This window comes from Altererythrobacter rubellus (genome assembly GCF_030284385.1).
GTDB lineage: Bacteria > Pseudomonadota > Alphaproteobacteria > Sphingomonadales > Sphingomonadaceae > Erythrobacter > Erythrobacter rubellus.
The window spans coordinates 856,778-881,727 of record NZ_CP127221.1 but is presented as its reverse complement, the minus strand read 5'-3'; the positions used below and the strand labels follow the sequence as shown (position 1 = coordinate 881,727).

Annotated in this window: 27 protein-coding genes and 1 tRNA gene; 9 read left to right on the top strand and 19 right to left on the bottom strand. The window is 57.4% G+C overall.

Annotation, left to right across the window (positions count from 1 at the left end; translation table 11 throughout):
* Position 1: 1 nt before the first annotated feature.
* Positions 2–967 (bottom strand): Mrp/NBP35 family ATP-binding protein, encoded by a 966-nt coding sequence (locus QQX03_RS04455; RefSeq protein WP_285976666.1) that lies wholly within the window; start codon positions 965–967, stop codon positions 2–4.
* Between the two features lie 115 nt (positions 968–1,082).
* On the opposite strand from QQX03_RS04455, the gene hflK reads away from it, so the two are divergent.
* The 3 genes from hflK to QQX03_RS04440 all read left to right on the top strand — a co-directional run bounded on the left by hflK (position 1,083) and on the right by QQX03_RS04440 (position 4,775).
* Positions 1,083–2,204: a protease modulator HflK gene (gene hflK, locus QQX03_RS04450; RefSeq protein ID WP_285976956.1), complete on the top strand. Its 1,122-nt coding sequence runs from the start codon at positions 1,083–1,085 to the stop codon at positions 2,202–2,204.
* Positions 2,205–2,207: 3 nt separating this feature from the next.
* Positions 2,208–3,053 (top strand): protease modulator HflC, encoded by an 846-nt coding sequence (hflC, locus tag QQX03_RS04445; protein WP_285976665.1) that lies wholly within the window; start codon positions 2,208–2,210, stop codon positions 3,051–3,053.
* A 189-nt stretch (positions 3,054–3,242) separates the two neighbouring features.
* Entirely contained in the window at positions 3,243–4,775 is a 1,533-nt protein-coding gene (locus tag QQX03_RS04440) for a Do family serine endopeptidase (protein ID WP_285976664.1), read from the top strand.
* 63 nt (positions 4,776–4,838) lie between these two features.
* On the opposite strand, the gene QQX03_RS04435 is transcribed toward QQX03_RS04440, so the two are convergent.
* The 4 genes from QQX03_RS04435 to QQX03_RS04420 form a co-directional block, all read right to left on the bottom strand.
* Positions 4,839–7,034: a transglycosylase domain-containing protein gene (locus tag QQX03_RS04435; RefSeq protein WP_285976955.1), complete on the bottom strand. Its 2,196-nt coding sequence runs from the start codon at positions 7,032–7,034 to the stop codon at positions 4,839–4,841.
* 130 nt (positions 7,035–7,164) lie between these two features.
* The gene (gene msrB / locus QQX03_RS04430) at positions 7,165–7,566 is read right to left on the bottom strand and encodes a peptide-methionine (R)-S-oxide reductase MsrB (protein WP_285976663.1); all 402 of its coding nucleotides are present in this window, start codon (positions 7,564–7,566) and stop codon (positions 7,165–7,167) included.
* 10 nt (positions 7,567–7,576) lie between these two features.
* Positions 7,577–8,248: a glutathione S-transferase family protein gene (locus QQX03_RS04425; protein ID WP_285976954.1), complete on the bottom strand. Its 672-nt coding sequence runs from the start codon at positions 8,246–8,248 to the stop codon at positions 7,577–7,579.
* A gap of 67 nt (positions 8,249–8,315) precedes the next feature.
* Positions 8,316–8,678 (bottom strand): hypothetical protein, encoded by a 363-nt coding sequence (locus QQX03_RS04420; RefSeq protein ID WP_285976662.1) that lies wholly within the window; start codon positions 8,676–8,678, stop codon positions 8,316–8,318.
* A gap of 105 nt (positions 8,679–8,783) precedes the next feature.
* On the opposite strand from QQX03_RS04420, the gene QQX03_RS04415 reads away from it, so the two are divergent.
* Positions 8,784–9,176: a VOC family protein gene (locus tag QQX03_RS04415; RefSeq protein WP_285976661.1), complete on the top strand. Its 393-nt coding sequence runs from the start codon at positions 8,784–8,786 to the stop codon at positions 9,174–9,176.
* Here the strand turns inward: QQX03_RS04415 and metW are convergent.
* Together metW and metX are read right to left on the bottom strand one after the other, a co-directional pair.
* Positions 9,173–9,766: a methionine biosynthesis protein MetW gene (gene metW / locus QQX03_RS04410; protein ID WP_285976660.1), complete on the bottom strand. Its 594-nt coding sequence runs from the start codon at positions 9,764–9,766 to the stop codon at positions 9,173–9,175. The two genes, QQX03_RS04415 and metW, sit on opposite strands and share 4 nt — an antisense overlap.
* Positions 9,759–10,859, bottom strand: coding sequence for a homoserine O-acetyltransferase MetX (metX, locus tag QQX03_RS04405; RefSeq protein ID WP_285976659.1), 1,101 nt, complete (start codon positions 10,857–10,859; stop codon positions 9,759–9,761). The genes metW and metX overlap by 8 nt, the downstream gene beginning before the upstream one ends.
* A gap of 104 nt (positions 10,860–10,963) precedes the next feature.
* Between metX and hisC the strand changes: the two genes are divergently transcribed.
* Entirely contained in the window at positions 10,964–12,076 is a 1,113-nt protein-coding gene (gene hisC / locus QQX03_RS04400) for a histidinol-phosphate transaminase (protein ID WP_285976658.1), read from the top strand.
* Positions 12,073–12,975: a prephenate/arogenate dehydrogenase family protein gene (locus QQX03_RS04395; protein ID WP_285976657.1), complete on the top strand. Its 903-nt coding sequence runs from the start codon at positions 12,073–12,075 to the stop codon at positions 12,973–12,975. The genes hisC and QQX03_RS04395 overlap by 4 nt, the downstream gene beginning before the upstream one ends.
* Here QQX03_RS04395 and QQX03_RS04390 read toward each other — a convergent pair.
* Genes QQX03_RS04390 through ftsE form a run of 4 tightly spaced genes read right to left on the bottom strand, consistent with a single transcriptional unit; the run spans position 12,972 to position 15,871 of the window.
* Positions 12,972–13,658 (bottom strand): lysophospholipid acyltransferase family protein, encoded by a 687-nt coding sequence (locus QQX03_RS04390; protein ID WP_285976656.1) that lies wholly within the window; start codon positions 13,656–13,658, stop codon positions 12,972–12,974. The two genes, QQX03_RS04395 and QQX03_RS04390, sit on opposite strands and share 4 nt — an antisense overlap.
* A gap of 10 nt (positions 13,659–13,668) precedes the next feature.
* Positions 13,669–14,199 (bottom strand): YdcF family protein, encoded by a 531-nt coding sequence (locus QQX03_RS04385; RefSeq protein ID WP_285976655.1) that lies wholly within the window; start codon positions 14,197–14,199, stop codon positions 13,669–13,671.
* The gene (locus tag QQX03_RS04380; protein ID WP_285976654.1) at positions 14,196–15,131 is read right to left on the bottom strand and encodes a cell division protein FtsX; all 936 of its coding nucleotides are present in this window, start codon (positions 15,129–15,131) and stop codon (positions 14,196–14,198) included. The genes QQX03_RS04385 and QQX03_RS04380 overlap by 4 nt, the downstream gene beginning before the upstream one ends.
* The gene (gene ftsE / locus QQX03_RS04375; protein ID WP_285976653.1) at positions 15,128–15,871 is read right to left on the bottom strand and encodes a cell division ATP-binding protein FtsE; all 744 of its coding nucleotides are present in this window, start codon (positions 15,869–15,871) and stop codon (positions 15,128–15,130) included. Before ftsE ends, QQX03_RS04380 begins: the two co-directional genes overlap by 4 nt.
* Positions 15,872–16,025: 154 nt before the next feature.
* Here ftsE and QQX03_RS04370 point away from each other — a divergent pair, with 154 nt between their 5' ends.
* The gene (locus QQX03_RS04370; protein WP_285976652.1) at positions 16,026–16,904 is read left to right on the top strand and encodes an MJ0042-type zinc finger domain-containing protein; all 879 of its coding nucleotides are present in this window, start codon (positions 16,026–16,028) and stop codon (positions 16,902–16,904) included.
* A 121-nt stretch (positions 16,905–17,025) separates the two neighbouring features.
* Positions 17,026–17,112: transfer RNA gene (locus tag QQX03_RS04365), tRNA-Leu, on the top strand.
* Between the two features lie 228 nt (positions 17,113–17,340).
* Here QQX03_RS04365 and QQX03_RS04360 read toward each other — a convergent pair.
* Positions 17,341–18,567, bottom strand: a complete 1,227-nt coding sequence (locus tag QQX03_RS04360) for a saccharopine dehydrogenase family protein (RefSeq protein ID WP_285976651.1) — start codon at positions 18,565–18,567, stop codon at positions 17,341–17,343.
* Between the two features lie 508 nt (positions 18,568–19,075).
* On the opposite strand from QQX03_RS04360, the gene QQX03_RS04355 reads away from it, so the two are divergent.
* Positions 19,076–19,591, top strand: a complete 516-nt coding sequence (locus QQX03_RS04355; RefSeq protein ID WP_349665850.1) for a c-type cytochrome — start codon at positions 19,076–19,078, stop codon at positions 19,589–19,591.
* Between the two features lie 82 nt (positions 19,592–19,673).
* Here QQX03_RS04355 and hemA read toward each other — a convergent pair whose 3' ends face one another.
* From hemA to puhA, 7 genes are read right to left on the bottom strand one after another with little or no spacing between them, the layout of a single operon-like run.
* Positions 19,674–20,894 carry a 5-aminolevulinate synthase gene (gene hemA, locus QQX03_RS04350; protein WP_285976650.1) on the bottom strand — a complete coding sequence of 407 codons (1,221 nt, stop codon included), beginning with the start codon at positions 20,892–20,894 and terminating at the stop codon, positions 19,674–19,676.
* Between the two features lie 3 nt (positions 20,895–20,897).
* Positions 20,898–21,686 (bottom strand): putative photosynthetic complex assembly protein PuhE, encoded by a 789-nt coding sequence (gene puhE, locus QQX03_RS04345; RefSeq protein ID WP_285976649.1) that lies wholly within the window; start codon positions 21,684–21,686, stop codon positions 20,898–20,900.
* Positions 21,680–22,768, bottom strand: coding sequence for a magnesium-protoporphyrin IX monomethyl ester (oxidative) cyclase (gene acsF / locus QQX03_RS04340; protein ID WP_285976648.1), 1,089 nt, complete (start codon positions 22,766–22,768; stop codon positions 21,680–21,682). The genes puhE and acsF overlap by 7 nt, the downstream gene beginning before the upstream one ends.
* Entirely contained in the window at positions 22,765–23,052 is a 288-nt protein-coding gene (locus QQX03_RS04335) for a hypothetical protein (protein ID WP_285976647.1), read from the bottom strand. The genes acsF and QQX03_RS04335 overlap by 4 nt, the downstream gene beginning before the upstream one ends.
* Positions 23,052–23,558 (bottom strand): photosynthetic complex assembly protein PuhC, encoded by a 507-nt coding sequence (puhC, locus tag QQX03_RS04330; RefSeq protein ID WP_285976646.1) that lies wholly within the window; start codon positions 23,556–23,558, stop codon positions 23,052–23,054. Before puhC ends, QQX03_RS04335 begins: the two co-directional genes overlap by 1 nt.
* Entirely contained in the window at positions 23,558–24,166 is a 609-nt protein-coding gene (gene puhB / locus QQX03_RS04325; RefSeq protein ID WP_285976645.1) for a photosynthetic complex putative assembly protein PuhB, read from the bottom strand. Before puhB ends, puhC begins: the two co-directional genes overlap by 1 nt.
* On the bottom strand, positions 24,163–24,933 hold the full coding sequence (gene puhA, locus QQX03_RS04320) for a photosynthetic reaction center subunit H (protein ID WP_285976644.1): 771 nt from the start codon (positions 24,931–24,933) through the stop codon (positions 24,163–24,165). Before puhA ends, puhB begins: the two co-directional genes overlap by 4 nt.
* Positions 24,934–24,950 lie beyond the last annotated feature (17 nt).

The following is a 24,950-nucleotide window of genomic DNA, read 5'->3' as shown; positions in this document are numbered from 1 at the left end:
GTCAGGCGCTCTCCCTTGCCAGCCAATCAGCGACTTTCTGCGCAACTTGAATAAATGCCTCGCCTTCCGGCAAATCGCGCGCTGCCGGAGGGTTGCCGCTATCGCCGGCTTCGCGGATCGGCAACGCAAGCGGAATGCGGCCAAGGAAGGGAATATCGACCTTGCCTGCCATCTCTTCGAATCCCCCCCTGCCAAAAGGGTGAGACACTTCGCCGCAATGCGGGCAGGTATAACCCGCCATATTTTCGACCAGTCCGATGATCGGGACATGGGCTTGTTCAAACAACTGGCCTGCACGTGCGGCATCGATCAGCGCAAGATCCTGTGGAGTGGATACCAACACGGCGCCGTCGGGTTTTTGCTTTTGCAGCATAGAGAGCTGCACATCGCCTGTGCCGGGCGGTAGATCGATCAACAACAATTCGGTCTCGCCCCATTCAGCATCGATCAGCTGATTTAACGCATTGCCCGCCATCGGCCCACGCCATGCAAGCGCTTGCGCAGGCTTTACCAAAAATCCCATCGACAGGACGGGCACACCATATTCGCTTTCAACCGGGATCAGCTTTTCGCCCGCCGCTTCCGGCTTCATCCCTTCGGTCTTGAGCAATTTGGGCTGAGAGGGGCCGTAGATATCGGCATCAACCACCCCAACTTTCACACCCAGTCTTCGCAAAGCAACCGCGAGATTCGTGGTCAGCGTTGACTTGCCCACACCGCCCTTGCCCGATCCAATCGCAATGATGCGGCGCTTGACCTTGTCAGCCATCATCGCCACGCGCACGTCACTCAAACCTTCTACCGAACTCAACGCATCAATGATCTGCTGTTCGACATGCGTCCGATCTTGAGGCGGCAGGCCGCTTGCATCGAGCACGACAATTGCCCGTTCGCCAACCCTGGTGGCGCTCTTTACCCGTGCGGCAATTGCTTCAGGAAGGTGGGAAATCAGATCCTTCGAATTCATGGGCCAAGCCCCTAGCACCAATTTCCGTAAGACAACCCCTGTTTTTCGCCGGAAGCGCTCCTATAAAAGAACTATGACCAAGTTTATCGACTTTCGAAATTCGATCGTGCTCGCAATGGCTGGAAAAAGCCCGTGGGGCAGTGGGGGCAACAATGACGGCGGCGATGGAGGGGATGACGGCCCTTCTGGTGGCGGCGACAACGGCGATGACAAGGGCGGCGGCCCGCGCAATCCCTGGCTTCCGGGCGGAGGAAGCGGCAAGCGCCGCTCTGCCAATATCGAAGATATCTTCAAGAATCGCGGCCCTGAAGGTCCGCGCAGAGGTGGCGGCGGACCACGCGGTCCGAACTTCCGGATGCCCCAAAGGTCAGGCGGCAAGAGCTGGCTGCCGTTGATTTTGGGCGGCGCAGCTGTGCTGTGGCTCGGCCTTTCGTCTGTTCATTTTGTCCAGCCGCGCCAGCAAGGCGTAGTAACCTGGCTGGGCGGTAAATATGCCGCCACACTCAATCCTGGCACCAACTGGACGCTACCGTGGCCAGTCCAGCAAGTGACGGTCGAGAATGTGAGCCAGATCCGTTCAGCAAAAATTCCGGAAGGCAATCAGGAAAAACTGATCCTGACAGGCGACCAGAACTTGGTTGATCTGAGTTATCTGGTGCGTTGGAACATCAAGAATCTGTCAGATTACCAATTCCAGTTGGAAGGACCGGAAGAAACCATTTTGGAAGCCGCCGAAGCCGCCATGCGAGCGTCGGTTGCCGAGCAGCCGCTTGACCGTGTTCTGTCCGGTGCAGGGCGAGCTGATATCGAGTTGGCCGTGATGACCAGAATGCAGGCGATGCTTGACGGTTATCGTGCAGGCATCGCGGTACAGGGTATCGAAATCGACAAGACCGACCCGCCCCAGCAAGTGATTGAAGCTTTCAATGACGTGCTTGCCGCGCAGCAGGATGCAGAACGTGATATCAACCAGGCGCAGCGTTATGCGCAACAGTTGCTTGCACGCGCTGAAGGTGATGCAGAAGCGTTTAACCAGATCTACGGTGAGTACCGTTTGGCACCGGAAGTCACGCGGAGACGCCTGTACTATGAAACCATGGAAAGCGTTCTGGCGAAGACCGACAAGACCATTATCGAGGCCGATGGCGTGACGCCTTATCTGCCGCTGCCGGAAGTTCAGCGCCGTTCGCGCGAAGCACAACCGCAAGTGGTAACTCCACCTGCAGGAGGTCAGTAAGCCATGGAACATATCTGGGAAAACTATAAGGCCTCAGTGATCAGCATCTTCATGCTAATCGCATTGGCGTTCTCCTCATTGTTCGTTGTCTCCGAAGACGAGCAGGCTGTGATCATCCGGACGGGTGAGCCTCACAGCGTCGTCAATATTTATCGTCCGGATGTTCCGTTTGGCGAGACTAAAGCTGGCATCTGGTGGCGGATTCCGATCGTGGATAATGTACAGATGGTCGATCGCCGAGTGCTCGATCTCGACATGGAACAGCAGGAAGTTCTGACCAGCGACCAACAGCGTCTCCAAGTCGACGCTTATGCGCGTTTCCGCATTATCGATCCGGTCCAGATGATCGAGAACGCAGGCACGGAAGAGAACGTCGCACTGCAGCTTGCGCCGATCCTGACCTCGGTTCTTCGTCAGGAATTGGGCCGCCGGACCTTTGCATCGTTGCTAACCGCAGAGCGCGGCACGGCAATGCAGCGCATTCGTGACACGCTCGACACCCAAGCGCGTCAGTACGGTGCGCAGGTGATCGATGTGCAGATCAAACGTGCTGACTTGCCCGAAGGCACGCCATTGACCGCAGCCTTCACACGGATGCAGTCTGACCGTCAGGAAGAGGCAGAAACCATCCGGGCTCAAGGTCGCAAGAACGCGCAGATCATTCGCGCAGAAGCCGAAGCGGCAGCCGCTTCGACCTATGCGGATGCCTATGGCAAGGACCCGGAATTTTATGACTTCTACCGCGCCATGGAAAGCTATCGCCGTACCTTTGAACAAGGCACAGGCGAAAGCTCCATGGTTCTGGATCAGGATAGCGAGTATTTCCGCCAGTTCCGCGGTCGTCGATGAATGTGGACGGGGCAGCCCGTGCTGCCCCGACCGACGAACGGTTGATGCACACCTACCGATTACATCTGTCGTTCAAATACGGTTAAGTGCATCCAAGCGCATAAATGCATCGTAATTGAAACCTGCCCAGCAGCGAATCCTAACTAAGCTGCAATGGGAACGAAGTGAGATTGAAAGGACAATAAGCCTGTGCGTTACGTATATGGACTGACCACTGCCCTTCTGATTGGCGGAGCAAGCCTTTCCCTCGCGACCGGCTATCCCGCTGGTGCGCAAGTTGCCCAGAATGATGATGCCGCGATGCAGCAGATTGTGCCGCGTCAGGGCGCACCGGCCAGCTTTGCCGATCTGACCGCGCAGCTACAGCCAGCGGTGGTGAATATCTCGACACGTCAGCGCATTGAAGTGCGCCAACAAGGCAACCCTTTCGCGGGCACACCTTTCGAGAATTTCTTCAACCGCCGCGGTGACGGAAACAACCAACAGCAACAGCCGCAGTTCCGCGAAGGACAATCGCTGGGTTCGGGCTTCATTATCTCGGCCGATGGCTATGTCGTGACCAACAACCATGTTGTTGCGCCGGACAATCGCGCTACGCTGGAAGAAATCACAGTCACAATGCCGGATGGCACGGAGTACGAAGCCGAACTGGTGGGCGCAGATCCCGCGTCAGACCTGGCAGTGCTCAAGATTTCCAGCGGCCGCGACTTCCCGTTCGTGCAATTCGGCGATTCTCAAGGCGCGCGCGTCGGTGACTGGGTGATCGCTATCGGTAACCCTTTCGGACTGGGTGGAACAGTGACGAGCGGTATCGTGTCGTCGGTGCTGCGTAATACTGGCGGCGGCGCGTATGACCGCTATATCCAGACCGATGCCAGCATCAACCGAGGCAATTCGGGTGGTCCTCTGTTCGACATGCGTGGCAATGTGATCGGCGTCAATAATGCGATCATCTCGCCAAATGGCGGCAGCGTAGGGATCGGTTTTGCCATCCCTGCAGAGATTGCAGCACCGATTGTCGCGCAGTTGCGCGATGGTGAAGAGATCGAGCGCGGCTTCCTGGGCGTAAATATCGTGCCGGTGAACGACGATTTGGCCGACTCTCTCGGCCTGCCGAAGAACCGCGGCGAATTTGTGCAAGTTGTTCAGCCCGATGGCGCGGCTGAGCGCGCTGGTATCAAACCGGGTGATGTCGTGACCGCGATTAACAATCAGCCGGTAACAACCGAACAGACGCTGTCATTCCTCGTTGCCAACATCAAGCCGGGCACGCGTATTCCAATCGATCTCATCCGCGATGGCGAAGAGTTGCGCGTGACGGCAACGGTTGCGAAACGTCCGAGCGAAGACGAGCTTCGTCGCCAACAAATGTTCGATCCCGATGCAGAGCCAGACGAAACCCCTGACGAATCAGACGGCACAATCGAGGAAAAGCTTGGCCTGCAGGTTATAACCCTGACCCCGCAAATCGCGCGGCAGTTGGGTGCAGGCGAAGATGTGACCGGCCTAGTCATTGGTGCGGTTGATCAAAACGCAGACGCTGCGCGAAAGGGGCTGCGCCGCGGCGACATCATTCTCTCTGCAAACTACCAAGAGACAGCGAACGTAACCGACTTGGAAGCGGTTGTGGCTGAAGCTGAAAGCACCGGACGGGAGGCTGTGCTTCTGCGCATCCAGCGCCGTGGCGGCTCACCCAGCTACATCGCGGTTCGACTGCGCTAGAATTCACGTAGACCAAGATCGAAGGGCGTTGGGAGCATTGCTTCCCGCGCCCTTTTAATTTGATCAGTTCACGCTTTCGCGACTTGTCTCGCTTGATCGAATAGTGCGAGGCATTCGCGGCGGAGCCGGTGGTGGCAGATTCTCTCCGGTTGCCCGATCCAGAAAGTCATCGCTTGCGGCCTGCCCGGCTTCGTTAGGTGGCAAGGTGAGTTGCGGGCGTTCGCCAGATCCCGGGACTTGCTCGCCCTCTACCGGCAAGGGGTAGCCATAGCGATCAACTTCGCGTCTTTGCGGGTCGACGAGATTGCCGTCCTCATCGATGAAGTAATAGTCGTCTGGATCGCCGTAGAGATATTCTTCGTCAGGCTCCAACATCCAACCAGGAAGCTGCACTTCTGTATCGAATTCTTCGACCGGACGCCCCTTTACAGCTTCGCGCATGAAGGATGAAAACGCGAGGGCCGGCGCACGCCCGCCCTGAAGCCCGCGCACTGCCTTGGCATCGTCGCGCCCCATCCACACGCCGGTAGTGATCCCGGATGAAAAGCCGACAAACCAGCCGTCCTTGTTGGAGCTGGTAGTGCCGGTTTTGCCTGCCACCGGCCGTCCGATCTGTGCCGCGCGACCGGTGCCTGTGCTAACCGCTGTCTGCAGCAAATCGGTGATCCCGGCGGCGACATAATCAGCCACCAACTGGCGTGAGCGGCCGCGTTGATGTTTGTAAATCTCTTCACCGCTGGCCGCAGTTACGCGGAGCACGCCGTATGGCTCAACCGATTGGCCTTTTGCCGAGATTGAAGCAAACGCGCGGGTCATCTCGATCAGCCGCACATCGCTGGTGCCCAGCACCATGGAGGGATAGGTTGAAATGGGTGACGATATGCCAAAACGCCGCGCCATCGACGCAATCGTGCCGGAACCAACATCCTGCCCCAGATTGGCCGCCACGGTGTTGACGGAATAGGCAAAGGCGGTTCGCACATCTATCTCGCCGCTGAAGCGGCCGTTTGAATTGCGTGGACGCCAGCCATCTATCTCTACCGGTGCATCCTGCACGCCATCATCGGGGGTCCAGCCCGCTTCCAGCGCGGCCAGATAGACGAATAGCTTCCAAGCGGAACCTGGCTGGCGCTGCGCCGCGGTCGCGCGGTTGTAGCTGCTTTCAACGTAGTCTGTACCGCCAACCAGCGCGAGAATAGCACCATCACGGTCGAGACTGACCAAGGCGCCTTGTGCGCCATCAGGGGCATTCGCCCTGATGGAAGCAGTCGCCTGTTCCTGCAATTCGGTGTCGAGTGTTGTCCATACTTCGATCGCCTCGAACGTTTCTGGCAGCAACAGATCAAGCTGCGGCAGAACATAGTCCGTAAAATAGCGGACCGAATTTCCGCCCAAGCGCGTTTTCAGGTTGACGGCATCCACATCTACCGAGGCCTGCTGAGGCGTAATGTAGCCCTGCTCTCGCATCAATCGCAGCACGGTTTGCGCACGCGCTACAGCTGCGTCGACATCAGCAGTTGGTGAATAACGCGAAGGCGCCTTAACCAGCCCGGCGATGATAGCGGCTTCCGCGACTGAAAGCTCGGTCGCCGGGTGGCTGAAGAAGTTTCGGCTGGCGCTGTCGATGCCATACGCCCCGCCGCCAAAATAGACCTTGTTGAGATAAAGCTCGAGGATTTGCTCTTTGGAAAATTTCCATTCGAGCGCCGCTGCCAGCACGGCTTCACGCGCTTTGCGGTCGACCGAACGGTTGTTGTTGAGGAACAGGTTGCGGGCCAACTGTTGGGAAATGGTGGACGTGCCGCCAATCCGGCTGCGATCACCGATGGTTCCTTCCACAACCGCACCTGTCAGGCGGATCGGATCGACGCCGAAGTGCGAATAGAAACGGCGGTCTTCCACGGCGACCATCGCATCCTTCATGACTTGCGGAATCTCGTCGTAGTCCATCCAGTTGCCGAAACTGGGGCCCAGTTCCACAATCGGAGTGCCGTCGCGCGCGCGCACCAGAATGGTCTGATCGTTCTGCGTCGCTTTCAGCTGATAATAGCTTGGCATTGTTTGGACCGCGAAACTAACGGCCACCGCCAGGAACACCGCGCCCAGAACGGCCAGTCCCCCACCCCAAAGGGCAATCCGCTTGGCCCACAACCTAAGACGGCTGTCAGATCCGCCTCCGCCGCGAGATTTGCGCGTGAGCTTGCGGCGCGAACCCGGCTCGCTGCGTTCTGCTGCTGCGCGTCTACTGCCGCGCTTCATCCGCATCTTGGCGCCTCGTTTGGACGTCACTTTATCGCTCTATTGCCCTGATTGCTGGTAGACAAAGTCGTTGCATAGGCGAGTTGTAACCTTGCGTGAACGGGTATCCGGGGGATTTCCTCCGCCGCAATCAGCCTTCGGGGTCAAAGTCGAGCGAGGCCGAATTGATGCAATAACGCATTCCGCCCTCTTCAGGCGGACCATCGGGGAATACATGGCCCAGGTGTCCGCCGCATTTGGCGCAAAGAACTTCTGTACGGATCATACCATGCGAGATGTCGCGCCGCTCTTCGACCATGTCGCTTTCGGACGGCCTGGTGAAGGCCGGCCAACCGCAGCCCGAATTGTATTTGGCATCGCTATCGAACAGCCGGGTGCCGCATCCAGCGCACATATATTCACCGGCGTCGTAGTGCTTGTCATACTTGCCTGTAAACGCGCGTTCCGTGCCTGCTTCACGAAGGATGTGGTATTGCTCCGGCGTAAGTTTCGCCCGCCATTCCGCGTCAGTCAGTTCGGTCTTGTCGCTCATCGTCGGCTCCTCAATCATCAACCTTCGCATAATGCAAAGGCGGCTGGATCACGCCCATACGTTCGGTCAATAACGGGCGGAAACTGGGGCGGCTCTTGAACACCGCATACCAGCCGCGGGTCTGTTCATGACCTGCCCAGTCTATCCCCCCCAGGTAATCGGCAACAGATATCTGGGCAGCCGCCGCCAGATCGGCAAGGCTCATGGTCGATCCTGCCAACCAGGGGCGATTGTCGATCAGCCAATCCATGTAATCCAGATGCCCGTGTGCCAACTTCATCGCTTCGCGCAAGACGCGCGAGTCCGGTGGCTGATTGAGCACGATCCGCTTTTTCATCCGCTCATTGAGCAACGGCGCCGTCACATCGTTATAGAAATTCTCGTCGAACAGCGCGACCAGACGCCGGATTTCTGCGCGATTGGTCGAAGTCCCGTTAATCATTGGCGACTTGTCGACCGTCTCCTCGAAATATTCTGCGATCGCCCGACTGTCACACAAGACAATGTCGCGTTCCTGGTGCGCCAGAACCGGGGTGCGCCCAGCCGGGTTCAAATTCCAGAAATAGTCGCTCGCAGACCAAGGATCCTCGCGCAGCATTTCATAGGCAACGTTCTTTTCCGCCAGCAATAGCCGGATCTTGCGCGAAAAAGGACAAAGGGGGAATTGATAGAGGCGCCACATGCTGGGCGAACTCATGCAGCAATTTGCTGGCTAAATCTACTGACACATTGCTCGATTCGACGCGTTATCAGACCCCGGATGCGTCCAACATCAACAGGCAGCCCGGCATTACATTATCGAGCAAATTGTTGTCGATCAGGCGTTGAGCCTCGGCCTTCGCCATTTGCGAGACCTGTTCGCGCGTCATGCCGGTATCATCGATGATTTTGGCCAGCGATCGCACGAAGAATTCGCGCCCGCGCGGATCGATTCTGGGCCATGCCCGCACGGCTTCGTCACCATTCGCCTGCCCATAGGAAACCAATGCAAAAGCAGCCGAGCACCGCAGCATGGCCGCGTGCTCCTGCGGCAATTGGGCTCGCCCGCCATCCACCGGAGCGGGCTGTAAACTTGCAGCCAAAAGGGCCGCCGCATTGAAAAAAGTCATCATTGCCGGTGCCTATATCACTCAATCTGAACGCAGCTCTTCCAATATGCTTGTTGTGACGCCCAGAGTAACCTAGGCAAATCCAACCAGAGAAGGAGAGGTTACCAAATGTTCAGCCATGTGATGGTCGGATCGAACGACATCGAAGCTTCAAAGAAATTCTATGATGCTGTGCTCGGCGTACTTGGTGCGGGCGAGCCGATGCGCGACGAAAAGGAAGACGGCACAGTTCGCCTGTTCTATTTTCACAATGACAGTATTTTTTCGGTTTCGACCCCGATCGACGGGCAGCCCGCAACCGCCGGTAACGGGTCGACTGTCGGCTTCGCTTGCGACAGTCTGGAGCAGATACAAGCCTTGCATGATGCCGCGGTGGCTAACGGCGGGACAACCATCGAAGATCCACCTGGGCCACGGACCAGCAATATCGGCACATTGAACCTGTGCTATTTCCGCGATCCGTCAGGCAACAAGATTTGCGGTCTGCACCGCGCAGGCTAACGACTTAGCTGGAACACTGCGAATTCGGCGCGCCAGTTAGCTGCTGTCGCGCCGATTTTCTTTTCGCCGGCGAAGAACCATGCGTTCTCGATTCTGGCATCCTTTGCGCGGGCTAGTTCGCGGAAATCGTCAATCGTCACATGGTGGATATTCTGCGTCTCGTACCAACTCACCGGCAAAGCGCGGGTTACAGGCATACGCCCGCCAAACATCAGTGAAGCGCGCGTGCGCCAATGGGCGAAGTTGGGAAAGCTGACGAAAACCTGATTGCCGACCCGCAATAGCTCATCGAGCATCTTGTCCGGCCGTTCGGCGGTTTGCAGGGTCTGCGAAAGGATTGCGTAGTCAAACGCCTTGTCAGGGTAGTTAGCCAGATCGCTGTCGGCATCGCCCTGAACCACTGATAGTCCCCGCGCTACACAGCGCTCTACGCAAGTGGCGTCGATCTCGATACCGCGCGCATCGCATGATGCTTCATGCTCTAGCACGTACATCAGATCGCCATTGCCACAGCCGATATCCAGCACGCGCGAATTCGGGCGCACGTGACTGGCAATCGCAGAAAGGTCCGGCCGCAAGGCGCTACCCATCAAGGAACCCCCTCATCACTCGATCTAGCTGCTCGTGCTCCAGCAAGAAGCTGTCATGTCCATGCGGCGCGCTAAGCTCAACAAAGCTCACCTTGGCACCGGCCGCATTAAGCGCGTGCACGATATGGCGGCTTTCCGCAGTGGGATAAAGCCAATCACTGTCAAAACTGATCAGGCAAAACCGTGCAGATGCGCCTGCAAAGGCATTGGCAAGAGTTCCGCCGTGCTCCTCTGCCAGATCGAAATAATCCATCGCACGGGTGATGTAGAGATAGGAATTGGCATCAAAGCGCTGCGTAAAGCCGCTGCCTTGATAGCGAAGGTAGCTCTCGACCTGAAAATCCGCGTCAAAACCAAAGCTTTTGGTCTCACGGTCCTGCAGATTGCGGCCGAACTTCTCCGTCAGGCCTTCTTCCGAAAGGTATGTGATATGCGCGGCCATGCGTGCCACCGCCAAGCCGTTGTCGGGCGAAGCATCTGATGCATAGTAATCGCCTCCATTCCAATAGCGATCAGCCATGATGGCTTGCCTGCCAACCTCGTGAAATGCGATATTCTGCGCCGAATGTCGCGCCGATGACGCAATGACCAGCATGCGTTCGGCTCGCTCTGGCCAGTTCGCAGCCAGGCTGAGCGCCTGCATCCCGCCCATCGATCCACCGATAACCGTGTGTAGCTTCTCGATACCGAGCTCGTCGAGCAAGCCGACCAGCCCGCGCACCATGTCACGGATGGTGATGACCGGAAAACGCATACCGTATGGCTGGCCGTCCGCTGCCAGCGAGGCGGGGCCGGTCGAACCCATGCAGCTGCCGATCACGTTGGCGCAGATGACGTGGTAGCGGTCTGTATCAATGACTTTACCAGGGCCAACAATACGCTGCCACCAACCGGGCTTTCCTGTAATGGGATGATCCGACGCGACATATTGATCGCCTGTCAGCGCGTGACAGATCAGGATTGCGTTGCTCTTGTCTGCAGCCAATTCGCCGTAGGTTTCATAGGCGATTTCGACACCTGACAGCACCTGCCCGCAGTCAAGCGGCAAGTCAGCGCTGAGCTTGATGCTCTTCGAGACGATCTCTTGTGCCATTGGGCGTGTCGATTGGGCGAGAGCGGCTTCCAAGTCAATTGCTCAAGGGCATTGGCGCATTTCCATTTTCTTTCCGCGCACAAAGCGGTTATTCGCCTCGCCCTATGACTGACGCCGATCAAAGTCGCCCCGAAGGCAAACCCTGGATCATGGGCATTCACGCCTATGTACCGGGCAAGGCCGTTAGCGCCGATGGCACGCAACTGATCAAACTGTCCGCGAACGAAAACCCCTTGGGCACAAGCGAAGCTGCACATGCGGCGCGCAAAGCCGTGGCCGACAGCGCGGAGTATCCCGATCCCGACGCGCGCGAATTGCGCTTGAAGATCGGTGAAGTTCACGGCCTCGATCCGGCGCGGATTGTCTGCGGCACTGGTTCCGACGAATTGCTCAATCTGGCCGCGCAAGGTTTTGCCGGACCAGGCGATGAAGTTCTGTTTAGCAAGTTCAGCTTCTCGGTCTATTACATTGCCGCACGGCGTTGCGGCGCGACGCCGGTTGAAGCGCCCGACAATGATTATGCCACGAATGTCGATGCTCTGCTGGCGGCTGTAAGCGACAAGACAAGCGTCGTTTTCCTGGCCAACCCCAACAATCCCACCGGCACCTATCTGCCGCGCAGCGAGGTCAAACGTTTGCATGCTGGATTGCCGTCAGATGTGCTGTTGGTGGTGGATCAGGCCTATGCCGAGTATCTGGAAGCAGACGAAGATGACGGCGGAATGGAACTCGCCATGGCGCATGATAACGTGCTGGTCACCCGTACCTTTTCAAAGATTTACGGGCTGGCCGGCGAACGGATTGGCTGGGCCACAGGCGCACCGCATCTGATTGATGTCCTCAACCGTATTCGAGGACCTTTCAATGTCACCAGCAGCGGACAAGCGGCCGCAGCAGCAGCGCTTGATGATCAGGAATTTGTTTCCCGCAGCCGCGATCACAATGCGCAGGAACTGGCCCGCTTTACCGCCGCAGTCGAAGCATTGGGCAATCACGGACTGCGCCCCATCCCCAGCAAGGCAAATTTCCTGCTGGTGCTGTTTGAAGGCGCAGTCACTGCCGAGCAGGCGCTCAATGCGATCAGCGATGCCGGCTATGCCGTTCGTCATCTGCCCGGCCAGGGACTGCCCAACGCTTTGCGTATCACCATCGGACATCGTGCCGATATGGACCAGATCGCGGCGACACTGCGCGCGCTTTGCGGAGAGAGAGCGTGAGTATTCAGTCTGTCGCGATTATCGGGCTAGGCCTCCTAGGTGGCTCAATCGGTCTTGCGGTGCAAGATCGCGCAAGTGACATTACAACCACCGGCTATGACGCGGACGCGGATGTGCGCGGCAAGGCCGCCGAGCGCGGTCTTGTCGGAACCGTTTGTACCAGCGTCTCCGATGCAGTGGCCGAAGCGGATCTGGTGATCCTGTGCGTTCCGGTCGGCGCCATGGGGTCGGCAGCGGCTGAAATTGCAGGCCATTTGAAGCCCGGCGCAATCATCAGCGACGTCGGTTCATCAAAGCAGAGCGTGCTCGAAGATCTGTCCGCGGCGCTTCCGGGACTGACGGTCATTCCCGCGCACCCTGTTGCCGGTACAGAGCAAAGTGGCCCGGAGGCAGGCTTTGCCACGCTGTTCGAGAACCGCTGGTGCATTCTGACCCCGCCTGATGGTGCAGATGAGGCATCGGTTGAAGCGCTGGCCGATTTCTGGCGCACGCTCGGCTCGAAAATCGAGATCATGGATGCCGAACACCACGACCTGGTTCTGGCCGTCACAAGCCATATTCCGCACCTTATCGCCTATACGATTGTGGGTACGGCCAGCGATCTGGAAGACGTAACCCGCAGCGAGGTGATCAAATATTCGGCTGGCGGCTTCCGCGATTTCACTCGCATTGCGGCCTCCGATCCGACCATGTGGCGCGACGTGTTTCTGCAAAACAGATCCGCTGTGCTGGAAATGCTGGGCCGCTTCACTGAAGACCTGACTGCGCTGCAGCGCGCAATCCGTTCAGGCGACGGCGAGACCTTGCACGAACTGTTTAGCCGCACCCGCGCCATTCGCCGCGGAATTATCGAGGAAGGCCAGGATGACCCTTCACCCGATTTCGGGCGAGGTCACTAAGCTGCTTTGTTCAGCGCATTCATCGCTGCATGCACGCGTGCTTCGGCCTCAGCACGCGGTAAGCTGGCCGGAACAGGCTCGCCAATTTTGTAGGTGATCGTACCGGAACGTTTCCAGAGCCTGTGATAGAGACGCCCGCTGTTTACCGCGACCGGGATCACTTGCAGGCCGAGTAATTTATAAAGACCGGCAAAACCCGATTGCAAGGGCGGCGACTGGCCCGGCGCCACCCGCGTCCCCTCGGGAAAGATCACCAAGGGCCGCCCTTCGTTCAGTTTCTCTTTCGCGTTGACGATCATCTGGCGAAGCGTCCGTGCGCCTTGGTCACGCGCGACCGGGATCAGGCCGTATACTACCGCTGAGCGCCCCCAGCCGGGAATCATGAACAGCTCGCGCTTGGCAAATACTGATGGCGTATCGAGAAGGGTCGGGGCGTCGATCGCTTCGAAATAGCTTTCGTGTTTGATCGCATAGAGAGCCGGCCCATCGGCAAGTTTTCCTTCGACTACCACGTCTATCCCGACGATGGCTTTGAGGCACCAGCGATGCCACCGGCTCCAGCTGGTTACAACGGCGCGCAATTGCGCCTTGCCCAGGAACAGCGCGATGACAGACCCGATAACCAGCATCGCGCTCCAGCCATAAAAGACCGGGTAATAGACTAGACTTCGAAGTATCGACATGGGCGAGTGCCTAAAGCCCCGTCAGCGCGGTAAACTCGCTCGCTAGAAGCTTGTGATATTCAATAACTACCGTGCTCATGCGAAAACGCGTCGGCAAAGCATCGCTCACCACTACAATACTGCCTGGCAGAAGCCGGTTGAGCTCTGATTCTACCCGGCGCATATGCCAATCGCTGGTCACCAGCCGCAGGGTCTTATGCTTGCTAGCCATCGCCCATTGCGTGATCTCCGTCGCGTTACTGCGGGTATCTGTCGCATCAAATCCCAAATCGACACAGCAGTTCATATGGCGCTGGGACACGCCAAACTCGGCGGCAAATTCCGCAGGGGTCACATCATTATTCACGCCGCTTACCAGCATTTCTTTCGCTAGCCCCCTGTCCAGCACTTCGATGCCGCGTTGAATCCGCCCTGCTTCGCCCGTTGCGACCACGATTGCGTCGGTCTCGATGTCACCGGCGGGGCCGGGGGTGCTGGCGGCAAACCAGACAAATCCGAAAATCCAGATCAGGAATAGTCCTGCTACAAATCGCAAAATCACAGCATCCGCCTCAAGGCTGAAAGCACAGTTGCGCGGGCCGTTAGCATCGCCAAAGCAATCCCGCCAAGTGGAATAGCGAACAATAGCGCCCAATCGGTCAAGCGCAGATTGCCCCCCGTTACGATTCCCGAATCTATCGCAGCGAACCGTCCGCCTACAAGCCAAATCGCCACAGAACCCAATGCAAGACCCGCCGCCCCGCCAAGAAGCGCATCAAAGGCCACTGTCCGTTGAAAAATCTGCGCGATCTGCCGGTCTGTCCCGCCAAGCAGGTGTACGATTTCGATTGTTTGCTTATGCGTACTGAAGGCACTTCTGGCAGCGAGCCAGACTGCCGCAGCGCTGCCCAGTGCAAGCAAGACGATCAGCCCGAGCGCCATGTAACGCAGCGACGAAAGCGCGTCATAAACCGGGCGCAGCCATGCAGACTGCGCATCGACGCGGGCTGTCGGTATCTCTTCAAGCAACATGGCATTCAAGCGCGCAGTCTCTTCCGTGCTGGCAACACCGGCCAATTCTGCATCAACCAGCGCGGGGATCGGGATCCCGCCTTGCGAAGCCGCGGTGTCGCCAATCCATGGATCGAGCAATTGAGCCAGCTCCTCCTGAGGCACGACCCGAACGCTAGTCACAGCGCTGTCTGCAATCAAAAGCTCCGCTGCACGCTGCGCTTGCGCATCGCGCACTTCTGCATTGGCTTCGATTATCTGTACCGTCAGCGCGCCTGACAAATCGGATTCTGCCCGATCAATCAAATTACCCAGCGCTATTCCTGCGGCGGCGGCCATGACCGTCAGCGCGATCATGATGGCAATGACCCAGGGGATAGGCCCGCGGCTGCGCGAACGTGGCGCCAATCGATCAACCCGCTTGCCGCCAAACGGTACCAGATCACGCGCGAGCGAGCGGCCGATGAGCGGCGGACGCTTCATTTACCGATCCCTTCGTCCAATGCCCTGCGCCCAATCTGTGGCGGATACCGCAGCGCACCGGTTGGATCGAGCAGATTGCCCTTTTGCAAGCGCATGATGAGCGAATCCGGCATGCTTCGCAGCAAATTCATATCATGCGTCGCTACTATAACCGTCGTGCCCAGGCTGTTCATCCGTTCGAACAATTGCAGCAATCGCTGCGCCATTTCCGGATCGACATTGCCCGTTGGTTCATCGGCGATCAGCAATTGCGGGCGGCCGATTACAGCGCGCGCAATCGCGACACGCTGTTGTTCACCGCCTGACATAGTGGTCGGCACAGCTTCAATCCGATGGCCCAGACCGACCCATTCCAGCATCTCTGTGACGGGATCGGTCAGTTCGGCTTCACGCACCCCCGCCACGCGCAATGGCAGCGCCACATTGTCGAAAGCGGTCAGATGCGAGATCAGCCGGAAGTCCTGAAACACCACCCCCAGCTTGCGGCGCAATTGCGGCATCTGTTCGCGCGGCAGTGTGATCAGATCCTTGCCAAACATCCGGATTGCTCCACGCGAAGGGCGCTGCGCAAGGTAAAGCATCTTGAGCAGGCTCGTCTTCCCGGCTCCGCTGGCACCAGTCAAAAAGTAAAAACTGCCCGGGAAAAGCGTGAAAGAGAGATCGCGCAAGACCTCTGGCTCAGTGCCGTATCTCAGCCCAACATTGTCGAAAGTGACAAGTTCGTGCGCGCGTTCGCTCATCCGGCGGGTCTATCCCAAGCATATCAGCGTGCAAGCATAATCATGGCCAAATGGGGTCCCAGGGGAGTTCCGATGTGGAAAAACACGTCAGAATGGATGCCAGTCCTTGTGTCAGGCTTGTTGCGCCTGCACCGCCCGCCTAGAGGATTACCCCATGATCATTGCCTGTCCCGAGTGTCACACACGATATTTGGTGCCTGATGCGGCGATCGGTATTGAAGGGCGCACAGTGCGCTGCGCCAAATGCAAACGCAGCTGGTTTCAGGACGGAAATGTCCCGGACACTGAACCGGAGCAGCCGACGCCCAGCGAGAAACCGTCTGATCAGGCAGAGACCCGCGCTTCGCCCGAACCGGAAGAAGACACCGCGGTTGCCGGGCCCGGGGATAGCGAGGATCCATCGCAACCGTCGGTGAATTTCTGGAAGACGCCCGAAGCGGAAACCAAAGCTGAGCAGAGTGGACAGGTTTCCGCCGAACCGGAGCCTGAATCTCGACCCGAACCAGAACCAAGTTTTGTCAAGCCGGCAGTCGAGACAGTGTTTGAGACGTACTCTTCCGACGACGACTATTCGCAATTCGATCACGAGCCGCCCTTTCGCCCACGGCGCAATCCGATCAAGATCTGGACTGCGGCAGCTCTTTTGTTTGCTGTGAGCGCCGGCGCTGCGATCGTCGCGGTGAACATTTGGGGCCTCCCCGCCTGGGTGCCGATCGAACGGCCGGTATTCGGAATGCAGCAAGACGGGCTGCAGCTCGACTTCCCGCCAGAGCAGCAAGGCGTTCGGACGTTGCCCAACGGGACCAAATATCTCGAAGTTCAAGGCACTGTGACTAATGACGCGCGTGAAAGCCTGAATGTGCCGACGATCTTGATCGTGCTGCGCGATGGGCAGCGGCGGATCGTCTACACCTGGGAAGTTGTGCCACCGAAGAGCGAGCTATTGCCCGGCGAAACCATGTCGATCACCGAGGCGATGCTGGACGTGCCGCGCTCTGCCGCTGAGATCGAAATCGGCTGGAAGCCACGCTAGAATAACGCCCCGGGCAGCGCTGCCCATTTAATAAGTCCAAAACGCTTGCGAAGCGACACAGTGGTTGCTAGTGGCGCGCTCCTGTTCGCAAAGGGATTTACCAACCTTTGTTCGACTCGGTGCGGTCGTGGCGGAACTGGTAGACGCGCAACGTTGAGGTCGTTGTGGGCTAACGCCCGTGGAAGTTCGAGTCTTCTCGACCGCACCAATTACCTCTCACATAGGTGATAATATCTTCGCCAGGTCCCGAGGTGTCACCGAGATCCTTCGGTTACCGATTGCGGTTGCATGAACACTAAATGCAACCGTTTAAGTGGTACGCTCAGTCAAAAGTGAACCCGCCTTTAGGTTCAATTACCGAACTGCCCAGCCTTTACCGAACGAGCGGCTATGCCAAGCCGCGCTATCCGGATATGTCGAAAAACGTGTCCGCGAGTTACAATGTTTCGAAAGTCAGTCCTGCATTTGCCTCAAGCCGCTCTACCAAAGCATCTCCCATGAGGGAAGCGGGGGTCCAAAACCCTCCCGCATTCTTGCCAGTTTCAGCAGTGTCGAGAATGCACAGCCCCGCCTCTGCAAGCATCTTGGCAGTGGAGCCGTATCCGGGGTCTCGGTCGCCGGTAACCCGCACTCTCACGACCTCACCGCTTGAGGTGGTGCCGGCCAGCTTGATCTTGAAAAAGCCGGCCTCCTGAACCTCTTTCGAAGGTCCTTCGCCTGGCTTTGGCAGAAACTTTTCAGCCAGCCAGCGTGTAGGTGGCAGAGCCAGAACGCCCATGAAACCACCCATGCCCAGTGTCATCGCGATTGACCCCAAGCGGCCCCGAAAGCCATCACCGGTCATCGTGTATTCGGAATAACGAAAATTCTCACCATAGCGATTGCCTTGCAGCGCGTTGGTGCGTTGCACGATCCGCGTGTTGATCCCCGCCATGACAAAGGGCGCACACCATGATTTTAGCGCATCGCTGTAGTAACGTGCCTCTGTGCGTTGTTTGGCTGTGTTGTGATAGTCATCAGGACACATAAGGTAAGGGTCCGCGAGCTTCTTGCGCAAGGACGGATCGGCTCCCGCTTCCTTCAGTACATTAAGCAGGCTGGCGACGGTGCCTCCGCTGAACTCCCCTTTGGCCGCTTCGACCCCGAATTCGACTGTCTCGCAGGGGCCACCGGTAGTCTCCGTCGCATAGTTCTGCAGAAAATGCGTACCAAGGTCGCTTGGTATTGAGTCAAAGCCGCAGCAATTGACGATCAGCGCCCCGCTTTCGCGCGCAGTCTCGCCATACTTATCCAGCATCGCGGAAATCCACTGAACCTCGCCTGTAAGGTCGCAATAGTGGGTGCCACTGGTCGCGCAAACCTTGACCAGCTTTTCTCCATAAAGCGCGTATGGACCGACGGTGGAGATAACGAGGCGCGTTTGCGCGCACACATCGGCAAGCGATGCCTCCTCGTCCGAATTAGCTATAAGCGTTGGCAAATCTGCCGCGCCTTCGCCTAATTTCTCTTTCAGAGCGGCGAGCTTGGCTGGCGAGCGAGCAGCGATGGCCCAGCTCACATCACCACCGATACCGTATTTCGAGAGGATGTATTCCGCTGTGATTGCCCCCACAAAACTGGTGGCACCATAGACGACAAGATCAAATTTGGCTTTCTCGGTCATGGACGTTCCTGCTGTGAACTGGGATGTTTGGGGTCCAAGGCTTGATAGAAAGCTTGGGTAGGTAGGAACACTACTCTGAGTAACGCTCTGACACAATGGAAGCGTTGCTGTGAGGCGTATGCGGTATCCACCAAAGTTGATGAAGGCCCCATCCGCGCCGCTCAAGCAGAGGAAGAACTTTGGCTTACAAGAACGGTAAAAGACGCTTCCGTCTGGCAGGTTCGCACTAATGCAAAAGAATTGACCATGTTACTCGCCCAGTGGGAAGGCGCGCTTAGTTCAAACCAGATCATCGGTTCGTCCGCACGTTTATCTCGATATGCAATCATGCATGCATGAGCAAAGTCAGCTAATTGCGCTGCTCGCTTGCTTGCGTTATGATCGTCGATGAGTGATGGTTGGATCACTTTGTCTCGAATAGAAATTCTTGTGCAGGCTTGGCACCAAATGCTGGGCTGTGCGTTATTTAAAAGTGTTCCGGCTGAAATTGGAACGATGGAAAGGGTAGATGATGAAGAAGCTCCAACTTGGTCTAATGGCTAGCGCATCGGCATTGTTGCTTGCGGCCTGCGGTGGCGGCGAGAGCGAGCCGGCCGCGACCGAAGAAACGACAACTGAAGAAGTGGCTCCCGCAGAAGAAGCCGCGGTTGAAGAGCCTTCAGCGCCTGCGGCTGACGATGTCGCAACACTCGATGGCACCACACTGGCTGATTTCACCGGCGAGGCAGCGGCGGGCGAAAAGACCTTCATGCAGTGCGCCTCTTGCCATGTGGTCGAGCCGGGCGTGAACCGTGTCGGTCCATCGCTGGCGGGGATTGTTGGGCGTGCAGCAGGCAGCATCGATGGCTACAACTATACCGAAGCCAACGCGAACAGCGGCATTACTTGGACACCTGAGAAGATGTTCCAATATCTGGAAGATCCGCGCCGCGTAATTCCGGGCACCAAAATGGCATTCGCTGGCCTGAAAGATGGCCAGGACCGCGCCAATGTGATCGCATATCTGCAGACGACCGGCAGTTAAACCATACCACTCAAACAAATTAGAAAGAGCGCAAGGCCCATAGGCTTCGCGCTCTTTTTCTTTGTGGGGACCGGATTGAGGCTCAGGCGGCGATCGAGCCCCGCGCCAACTCGCATTGCGACCAGATGTCACTGAGAGCGTGGATCAAGCGGTCCGTGTCCCCGTCATCGTGTACAGGCGAAGGGGTAAGCCGTAGACGTTCGGTTCCAACCGGAACTGTCGGATAGTTTATCGGCTGTACATAGATACCGTGGTTATCCATCAGCCAATCACTGATCATCTTGCACTTCTTGGCATCCCCCACCATTACCGGAATGATGTGACTGGGGTTCGGCAAATGCGGAATACCGAGCATATCAAGCTTGCGGCGCACTTCAGCCACCCGCTCGCGCTGTTGCTCGCGCTCGGCATCGCTGTTCTTCAAGTGCCGAATGCTGGCAGCAGCACCTGCAGCAACTGCCGGCGGCAAAGCAGTGCTGAAGATAAATCCGCTGGCGAAGCTGCGAACGAAATCAACCAGATCTGCTGATCCGGCGATGTAGCCGCCCATGACGCCGAACGCCTTACCCAGTGTGCCTTCGATAACGGTGATGCGGTCCATCAAACCTTCACGCTCGGCCACGCCGCCACCGCGCGGACCGTATAGGCCAACTGCATGAACTTCGTCGATGTAAGTCATCGCGCCATGCTTCTCACACACATCGAGAATTTCGGCGATGGGCGCGATATCGCCGTCCATCGAATAGACGCTTTCGAACGCGACCAGCTTTGGCACATCCGGGCCAAAGTCTGACAGCTTACAATCCAGATCATCAACATCGCTGTGGTTCCAGATCTTATAGGGTGCGCGGCTATGGCGAATGCCCTCAATCATGGACGCATGATTAAGCGCATCTGAAAAGACCACGCAGCCGGGAATCTTGGAGGCGAGCGTGCCCAGGCCGGCCCAGTTAGAGACGTAACCTGAGGTGAACAACAGCGCGGCTTCCTTGCCGTGCAGATCGGCCAACTCGCGTTCCAGCTCGACGTGATAATGATTGGTGCCAGAAATGTTGCGCGTGCCGCCAGCGCCTGCACCGCATTCGTCGAGCACATTGTGCATTGCCTCCAGTACCACCGGGTGCTGCCCCATGCCGAGATAGTCGTTCGAACACCATACAGTCACTGCCTGAGTTTCATCGTCGACAAACCGTGTGGCATGCGGGAAAGACCCACGGTGCCGCTTGATATCGGTGAAGACGCGGTAACGCCCGTCTTCGCGAATTTCGTCAAGCTGCTCCTTGAAAAAGGCATCGAAATCCATGGCTTAACTTTCCTCTTCCAGCGTGATCCTCTTGGGCAGTGCCCAGCCCCACAGCGCGCCATCGCGAAATGGCAACGCCAAAAACAGATGTTCGAGTGCACCAAGTGCAGCGAGCGCGAACAGCAGGCTTGCCCCCACTGCTTCGGCACTGCCAGCTGCCGCTTCCATCGCGCGCAAACCGGTCCAATAGGCAAAGGCGCAGACCGCCGCGATCGAAATCACCAACTCTAACCTTAACCGCTTGGGCCCGTAATATGATTTGAGATAAGACAAATGCGCAGGCAGAATATCCGTCGCCGAATTTGGTACTCCGGCAAAGATATTGAGCTTGGCTGACAGCCGGAGTGTATAGAGCAACACAAAAGTCATCGCCCCGATCTGATTTGGTGCAGTCCACGTCAGCGTGATGAGCATCAAGGCGGACAAGACCAAAGCAATCTCATGATGGATCACCGTTGCACTCGCTTCGGAAAAACGCTGCCAGCCGGTACTGCCAGGCGAAATCTCTTCGCGCCGCGGACCGGTGGCAGCGCCTGTCAGAAAAGCGATTTCTTGCCAGGACCAGACCATCAACGCTCCCATGAACGCCAGATAGACAGCCCAGACTTGCGCATATTGCATGGCGAACAGGATCGCGACCAAGCCAGCCAAACCGACCCCGCCTGACAGCAGCAGGCTGCGCGGAAAAGTCGCGCGTTGGCGATTATCGAGCCACGCGATCATTCCTGTTGCCAGAAACCAGACCGCTACAGTGACAATCACCGGCAGGATATGGCCTTGCCAACTTACCATGCTGGTTGCAGCCGGATTGTTGCTGGCAGCGTGTTGCGCTTGGCTCGATGGAAATACATGCGCGCAAAGTTGAAGCCCGCACCAGCCATACCGCTGATGCGTTTGGCAAAGCCGCCCATACCACCTTGTGCCTTACCTTCTTCGATCCGCAACGCAGCCTGACGCAGCGCTTCCATGCAAGCTCGGAATTTCGGGCTGTCGATGTCGAGTTCGACCGGATAGACCTGGCGGCATATCTGATTGCAGATCGAGAAGACCTTGTAATCATACTCGGTTGGATCGATACCCAATGCCTTGTGGAACACCGGGCGGTTGTGATCACGCACATACATGGTGGCGTAGACCGACAGCAGGAAGAACCGGATCCAAAGCTTGTTGTGGCCTTTCAGCAGCTTGGGATCCGCTCGCATCAGCATCGCAAAGGCTTCACCATGGCGAAACTCGTCATTGCACCATTCCTCGAACCAGTCGAAGATCGGGTGAAACTTGTTTTGAGGGTTTGCTGCCAAGTGCCGGTAGATCGCAATATAGCGCGCATAGCCGATTTTCTCTGACAGATAGACCGCGTACCAGATGAACTTGGGCTTGAAATAGGTGTACTTCTTGGTCTTGGTCAGAAAGCTCAGATCGACCCCGATCCCCGCATCCTTGAGGCTCTCATTGATAAAACCGGCATGGCGACTTTCATCGCGCGCGAGCAGTTTGAAAAGCTGCTTTACGTCCGGGTTCTTCGTCCGCCGGGCAATCTCGGCATAGAGCACACAACCGGAAAATTCAGACGTCATCGAGCTGACGAGGAAATCGGTAAATTCCGCTCGTAGTTTTGGCTCAAGGCCTTCAATGATCCCGGCAAAATCGTTCTTGTGGCGAAAGTGTGTCTTGTTGGGATCGCCGACCATTTCCGCGATCAGCTGGTCCCATTCATCTCTCACCAACGAAACGTCTATCGCATCAAGTGCATCGAAATCGGTGGTATAGAAACGCGGCGTCAGCACTGTGTCCTGCGTCGCAAGGGCCATCGCTTCCTCGCTCGTCATCATGCCATTGTTCTGGGCAGTGTCGATCTTTGCGGGCGCGTTCATTTGATCCTCCCTGGGTTGAAGCTGACTTCGTAAAGTTCCTTGAGATCGAAATAGGCCGCGAAGCGCGTCAGCGCGCGTTCAACCGGCCCGGCTCTGGTAACGGTCGCAGTGCGGTGAAATACCTCGCGCCGGCCAAAAGGGATGGAGATAGGATCGCCGTGGACCAGCACTTGGTCACCTGGCTGCATTTCGATGCCATGGGCAAGTTCCACATGTGCATGAAAATGATCTTCACTCTGCTCCACCGCGATCTCACACGGGACATTGAATCTCCTGCGCGCCATTATGCGCCTGCCCCGTCGAGCAGCTCCATGAAGACCACACGGTTGTCATTGCCAAATCCACCCAGTTCAACATCGCGTCCGGTTGCCGTGTCGTGCAGCGACAGCGATCCATCCTGCCATAACGTCAGTTCGAAAGGCGGCACTGATCCGATCCCGTACATGCGTCGCTCGCGCGCCAATCCGCGCATGACACCGCGAATAAAGCCTCCGCTTTGAGTATCCTGCTCGACGAGCAAGACCAGTTTACCAGTTTCCGCATCAGAGACACGCACATTGCCATTTGCCACATCTTCAAACCGCAGTTGACGCATTTGCGCCGGAGCCACTGCAGCTTTCGCACGCTCGACCTGCGGCACCGCTTCGCGATCGACATAGCCAAACGATACGGTAGCGGTCAGCACAATCGACAGCGCAACCAGCGCGCCTGCCATGATCAGCGCTGGGCGCGGCACAGTGTTTTCATGACTATGCGAGTGGTGCGGCGAAGGTGTGAGTGTTTGATTCATTATGCGACGGCCCCCTCAATGCCGCCCGGTACGGCCAATTCTTCGTTTGGCTGGGTGCGGGTAACCATTGCGCAAGCATCTGCGAGGATTTGCGCTACTTCCTGAGCATTGGGTAAAGCGCGAAGCATCGGTTGAGGTTTGCTGAAACGCAGCGGACGCGCATGCGGCCACAGCATGAGATAGCCAAGTCCGTGCCGCTCTGTCGTTGTCAAAGCGATATCGCCGTGATCACCGCCCAGCGGCCGCAAATCGGCAGAGCCAATCAGCTTCAATGGCAGATTGATGCATTTGTTCAGCGCAACCCCAATTCGCAGCACAACCCGGCGATTGGTTATGGTGTAGACAGTCGTTTTCTCGACCAGCATCGCAAAGCCTATGAGGAGACCGCAGGTTGCGAACCCTGCAACCACGCTTGCCAATGCTCCTCCAAATCCGCCGCTGGCGATGGACCACAACGCCAACAGCGCGAAGTAGCCTGCGATCCATCGCCCGAAGAGCGCGCTGCGCGTGAAGACACGCCAGTCCGGCGTGCCTTGCCACAGGATCCGCTCGCCTTCAGGCAAATTGCCTGGCAGTCCACGGATCGGCTCTGCGTCGTATTCCATCATATGATCGGCTCCTGCCTTGCCTCATTGGCGTAAAGATAGCCGCCACCAAAGTAGCCGCAGATCTTGTCCTCCTCGAGCCGGGTGACCTGACCTGGCGTTGCAAGCTTAGGCGCATCTGCAAAATCGGCTGCGTTGATCGCATCAATCTCAACCGAGTCCTTGTGCACCATCGCCATGGTGATCGGCGCGAGTACGCTGCCACCGCCCGTCTGGATTTCCAGATAGCGCACCACACTCTCTGCACGGTCAACCCACAGGTCAGTCACGGTGCCAGCTTCCTTGCCGTCAGCCCCATTTACTTTCATCCCAACGGGATTACGGCTGAACATGAAGCTTGCGACTGAGAAATGATCGTCGCTTCGCATCGGTACGATCCGTAATGCCCCATCGGCATATTGGTCCGGGAAGTCTGAGCGCTGGGCATAGGCAGCCGGGCCAATGCCGTCTTTCAGTGGATTCCCGGTCGGGATGATTGGCGAACCAGCATGGTTTTCAAACCGCTTCGCCGCAATATCGACAGGCTCGCGGCCCTTGGTCGGCGCAGTCACGCTGCCTTTGCCGAACGGTAGCTTGAAGGTCTTCGTGCTTGCCGTGTGCAGGGGGCCACCTTCGCCGTGGACCAGGCCGGTCATCTCATCCTCCAGCGGATAGCCTTCGCGCCGATCCTCGCGCCTTAGCCAGAAAACCAGAGCCAGGAAAAATAGGAAAAACAGATAAAGCGCCAATTCAGCGACATCTATCGTGCCCACAATATTGCCGTCAGTCATCACAACATCCTTTCGCG

Excerpts from the sequence above, each read along its gene's own strand:
- QQX03_RS04455 (WP_285976666.1), bottom strand. The coding sequence starts at position 967 with ATGAATTCGAAGGATCTGATTTCCCACCTTCCTGAAGCAATTGCCGCA.
- hflK (WP_285976956.1), top strand. The coding sequence starts at position 1,083 with ATGGCTGGAAAAAGCCCGTGGGGCAGTGGGGGCAACAATGACGGCGGC.
- hflC (WP_285976665.1), top strand. The coding sequence starts at position 2,208 with ATGGAACATATCTGGGAAAACTATAAGGCCTCAGTGATCAGCATCTTC.
- QQX03_RS04435 (WP_285976955.1), bottom strand. The coding sequence starts at position 7,034 with ATGAAGCGCGGCAGTAGACGCGCAGCAGCAGAACGCAGCGAGCCGGGT.
- msrB (WP_285976663.1), bottom strand. The coding sequence starts at position 7,566 with ATGAGCGACAAGACCGAACTGACTGACGCGGAATGGCGGGCGAAACTT.
- QQX03_RS04425 (WP_285976954.1), bottom strand. The coding sequence starts at position 8,248 with ATGTGGCGCCTCTATCAATTCCCCCTTTGTCCTTTTTCGCGCAAGATC.
- QQX03_RS04420 (WP_285976662.1), bottom strand. The coding sequence starts at position 8,678 with ATGATGACTTTTTTCAATGCGGCGGCCCTTTTGGCTGCAAGTTTACAG.
- QQX03_RS04415 (WP_285976661.1), top strand. The coding sequence starts at position 8,784 with ATGTTCAGCCATGTGATGGTCGGATCGAACGACATCGAAGCTTCAAAG.
- metW (WP_285976660.1), bottom strand. The coding sequence starts at position 9,766 with ATGGGTAGCGCCTTGCGGCCGGACCTTTCTGCGATTGCCAGTCACGTG.
- metX (WP_285976659.1), bottom strand. The coding sequence starts at position 10,859 with ATGGCACAAGAGATCGTCTCGAAGAGCATCAAGCTCAGCGCTGACTTG.
- hisC (WP_285976658.1), top strand. The coding sequence starts at position 10,964 with ATGACTGACGCCGATCAAAGTCGCCCCGAAGGCAAACCCTGGATCATG.
- QQX03_RS04390 (WP_285976656.1), bottom strand. The coding sequence starts at position 13,658 with ATGTCGATACTTCGAAGTCTAGTCTATTACCCGGTCTTTTATGGCTGG.
- QQX03_RS04380 (WP_285976654.1), bottom strand. The coding sequence starts at position 15,131 with ATGAAGCGTCCGCCGCTCATCGGCCGCTCGCTCGCGCGTGATCTGGTA.
- ftsE (WP_285976653.1), bottom strand. The coding sequence starts at position 15,871 with ATGAGCGAACGCGCGCACGAACTTGTCACTTTCGACAATGTTGGGCTG.
- QQX03_RS04370 (WP_285976652.1), top strand. The coding sequence starts at position 16,026 with ATGATCATTGCCTGTCCCGAGTGTCACACACGATATTTGGTGCCTGAT.
- QQX03_RS04360 (WP_285976651.1), bottom strand. The coding sequence starts at position 18,567 with ATGACCGAGAAAGCCAAATTTGATCTTGTCGTCTATGGTGCCACCAGT.
- QQX03_RS04355 (WP_349665850.1), top strand. The coding sequence starts at position 19,076 with ATGATGAAGAAGCTCCAACTTGGTCTAATGGCTAGCGCATCGGCATTG.
- hemA (WP_285976650.1), bottom strand. The coding sequence starts at position 20,894 with ATGGATTTCGATGCCTTTTTCAAGGAGCAGCTTGACGAAATTCGCGAA.
- puhE (WP_285976649.1), bottom strand. The coding sequence starts at position 21,686 with ATGGTAAGTTGGCAAGGCCATATCCTGCCGGTGATTGTCACTGTAGCG.
- acsF (WP_285976648.1), bottom strand. The coding sequence starts at position 22,768 with ATGAACGCGCCCGCAAAGATCGACACTGCCCAGAACAATGGCATGATG.
- QQX03_RS04335 (WP_285976647.1), bottom strand. The coding sequence starts at position 23,052 with ATGGCGCGCAGGAGATTCAATGTCCCGTGTGAGATCGCGGTGGAGCAG.
- puhC (WP_285976646.1), bottom strand. The coding sequence starts at position 23,558 with ATGAATCAAACACTCACACCTTCGCCGCACCACTCGCATAGTCATGAA.
- puhB (WP_285976645.1), bottom strand. The coding sequence starts at position 24,166 with ATGATGGAATACGACGCAGAGCCGATCCGTGGACTGCCAGGCAATTTG.
- puhA (WP_285976644.1), bottom strand. The coding sequence starts at position 24,933 with ATGACTGACGGCAATATTGTGGGCACGATAGATGTCGCTGAATTGGCG.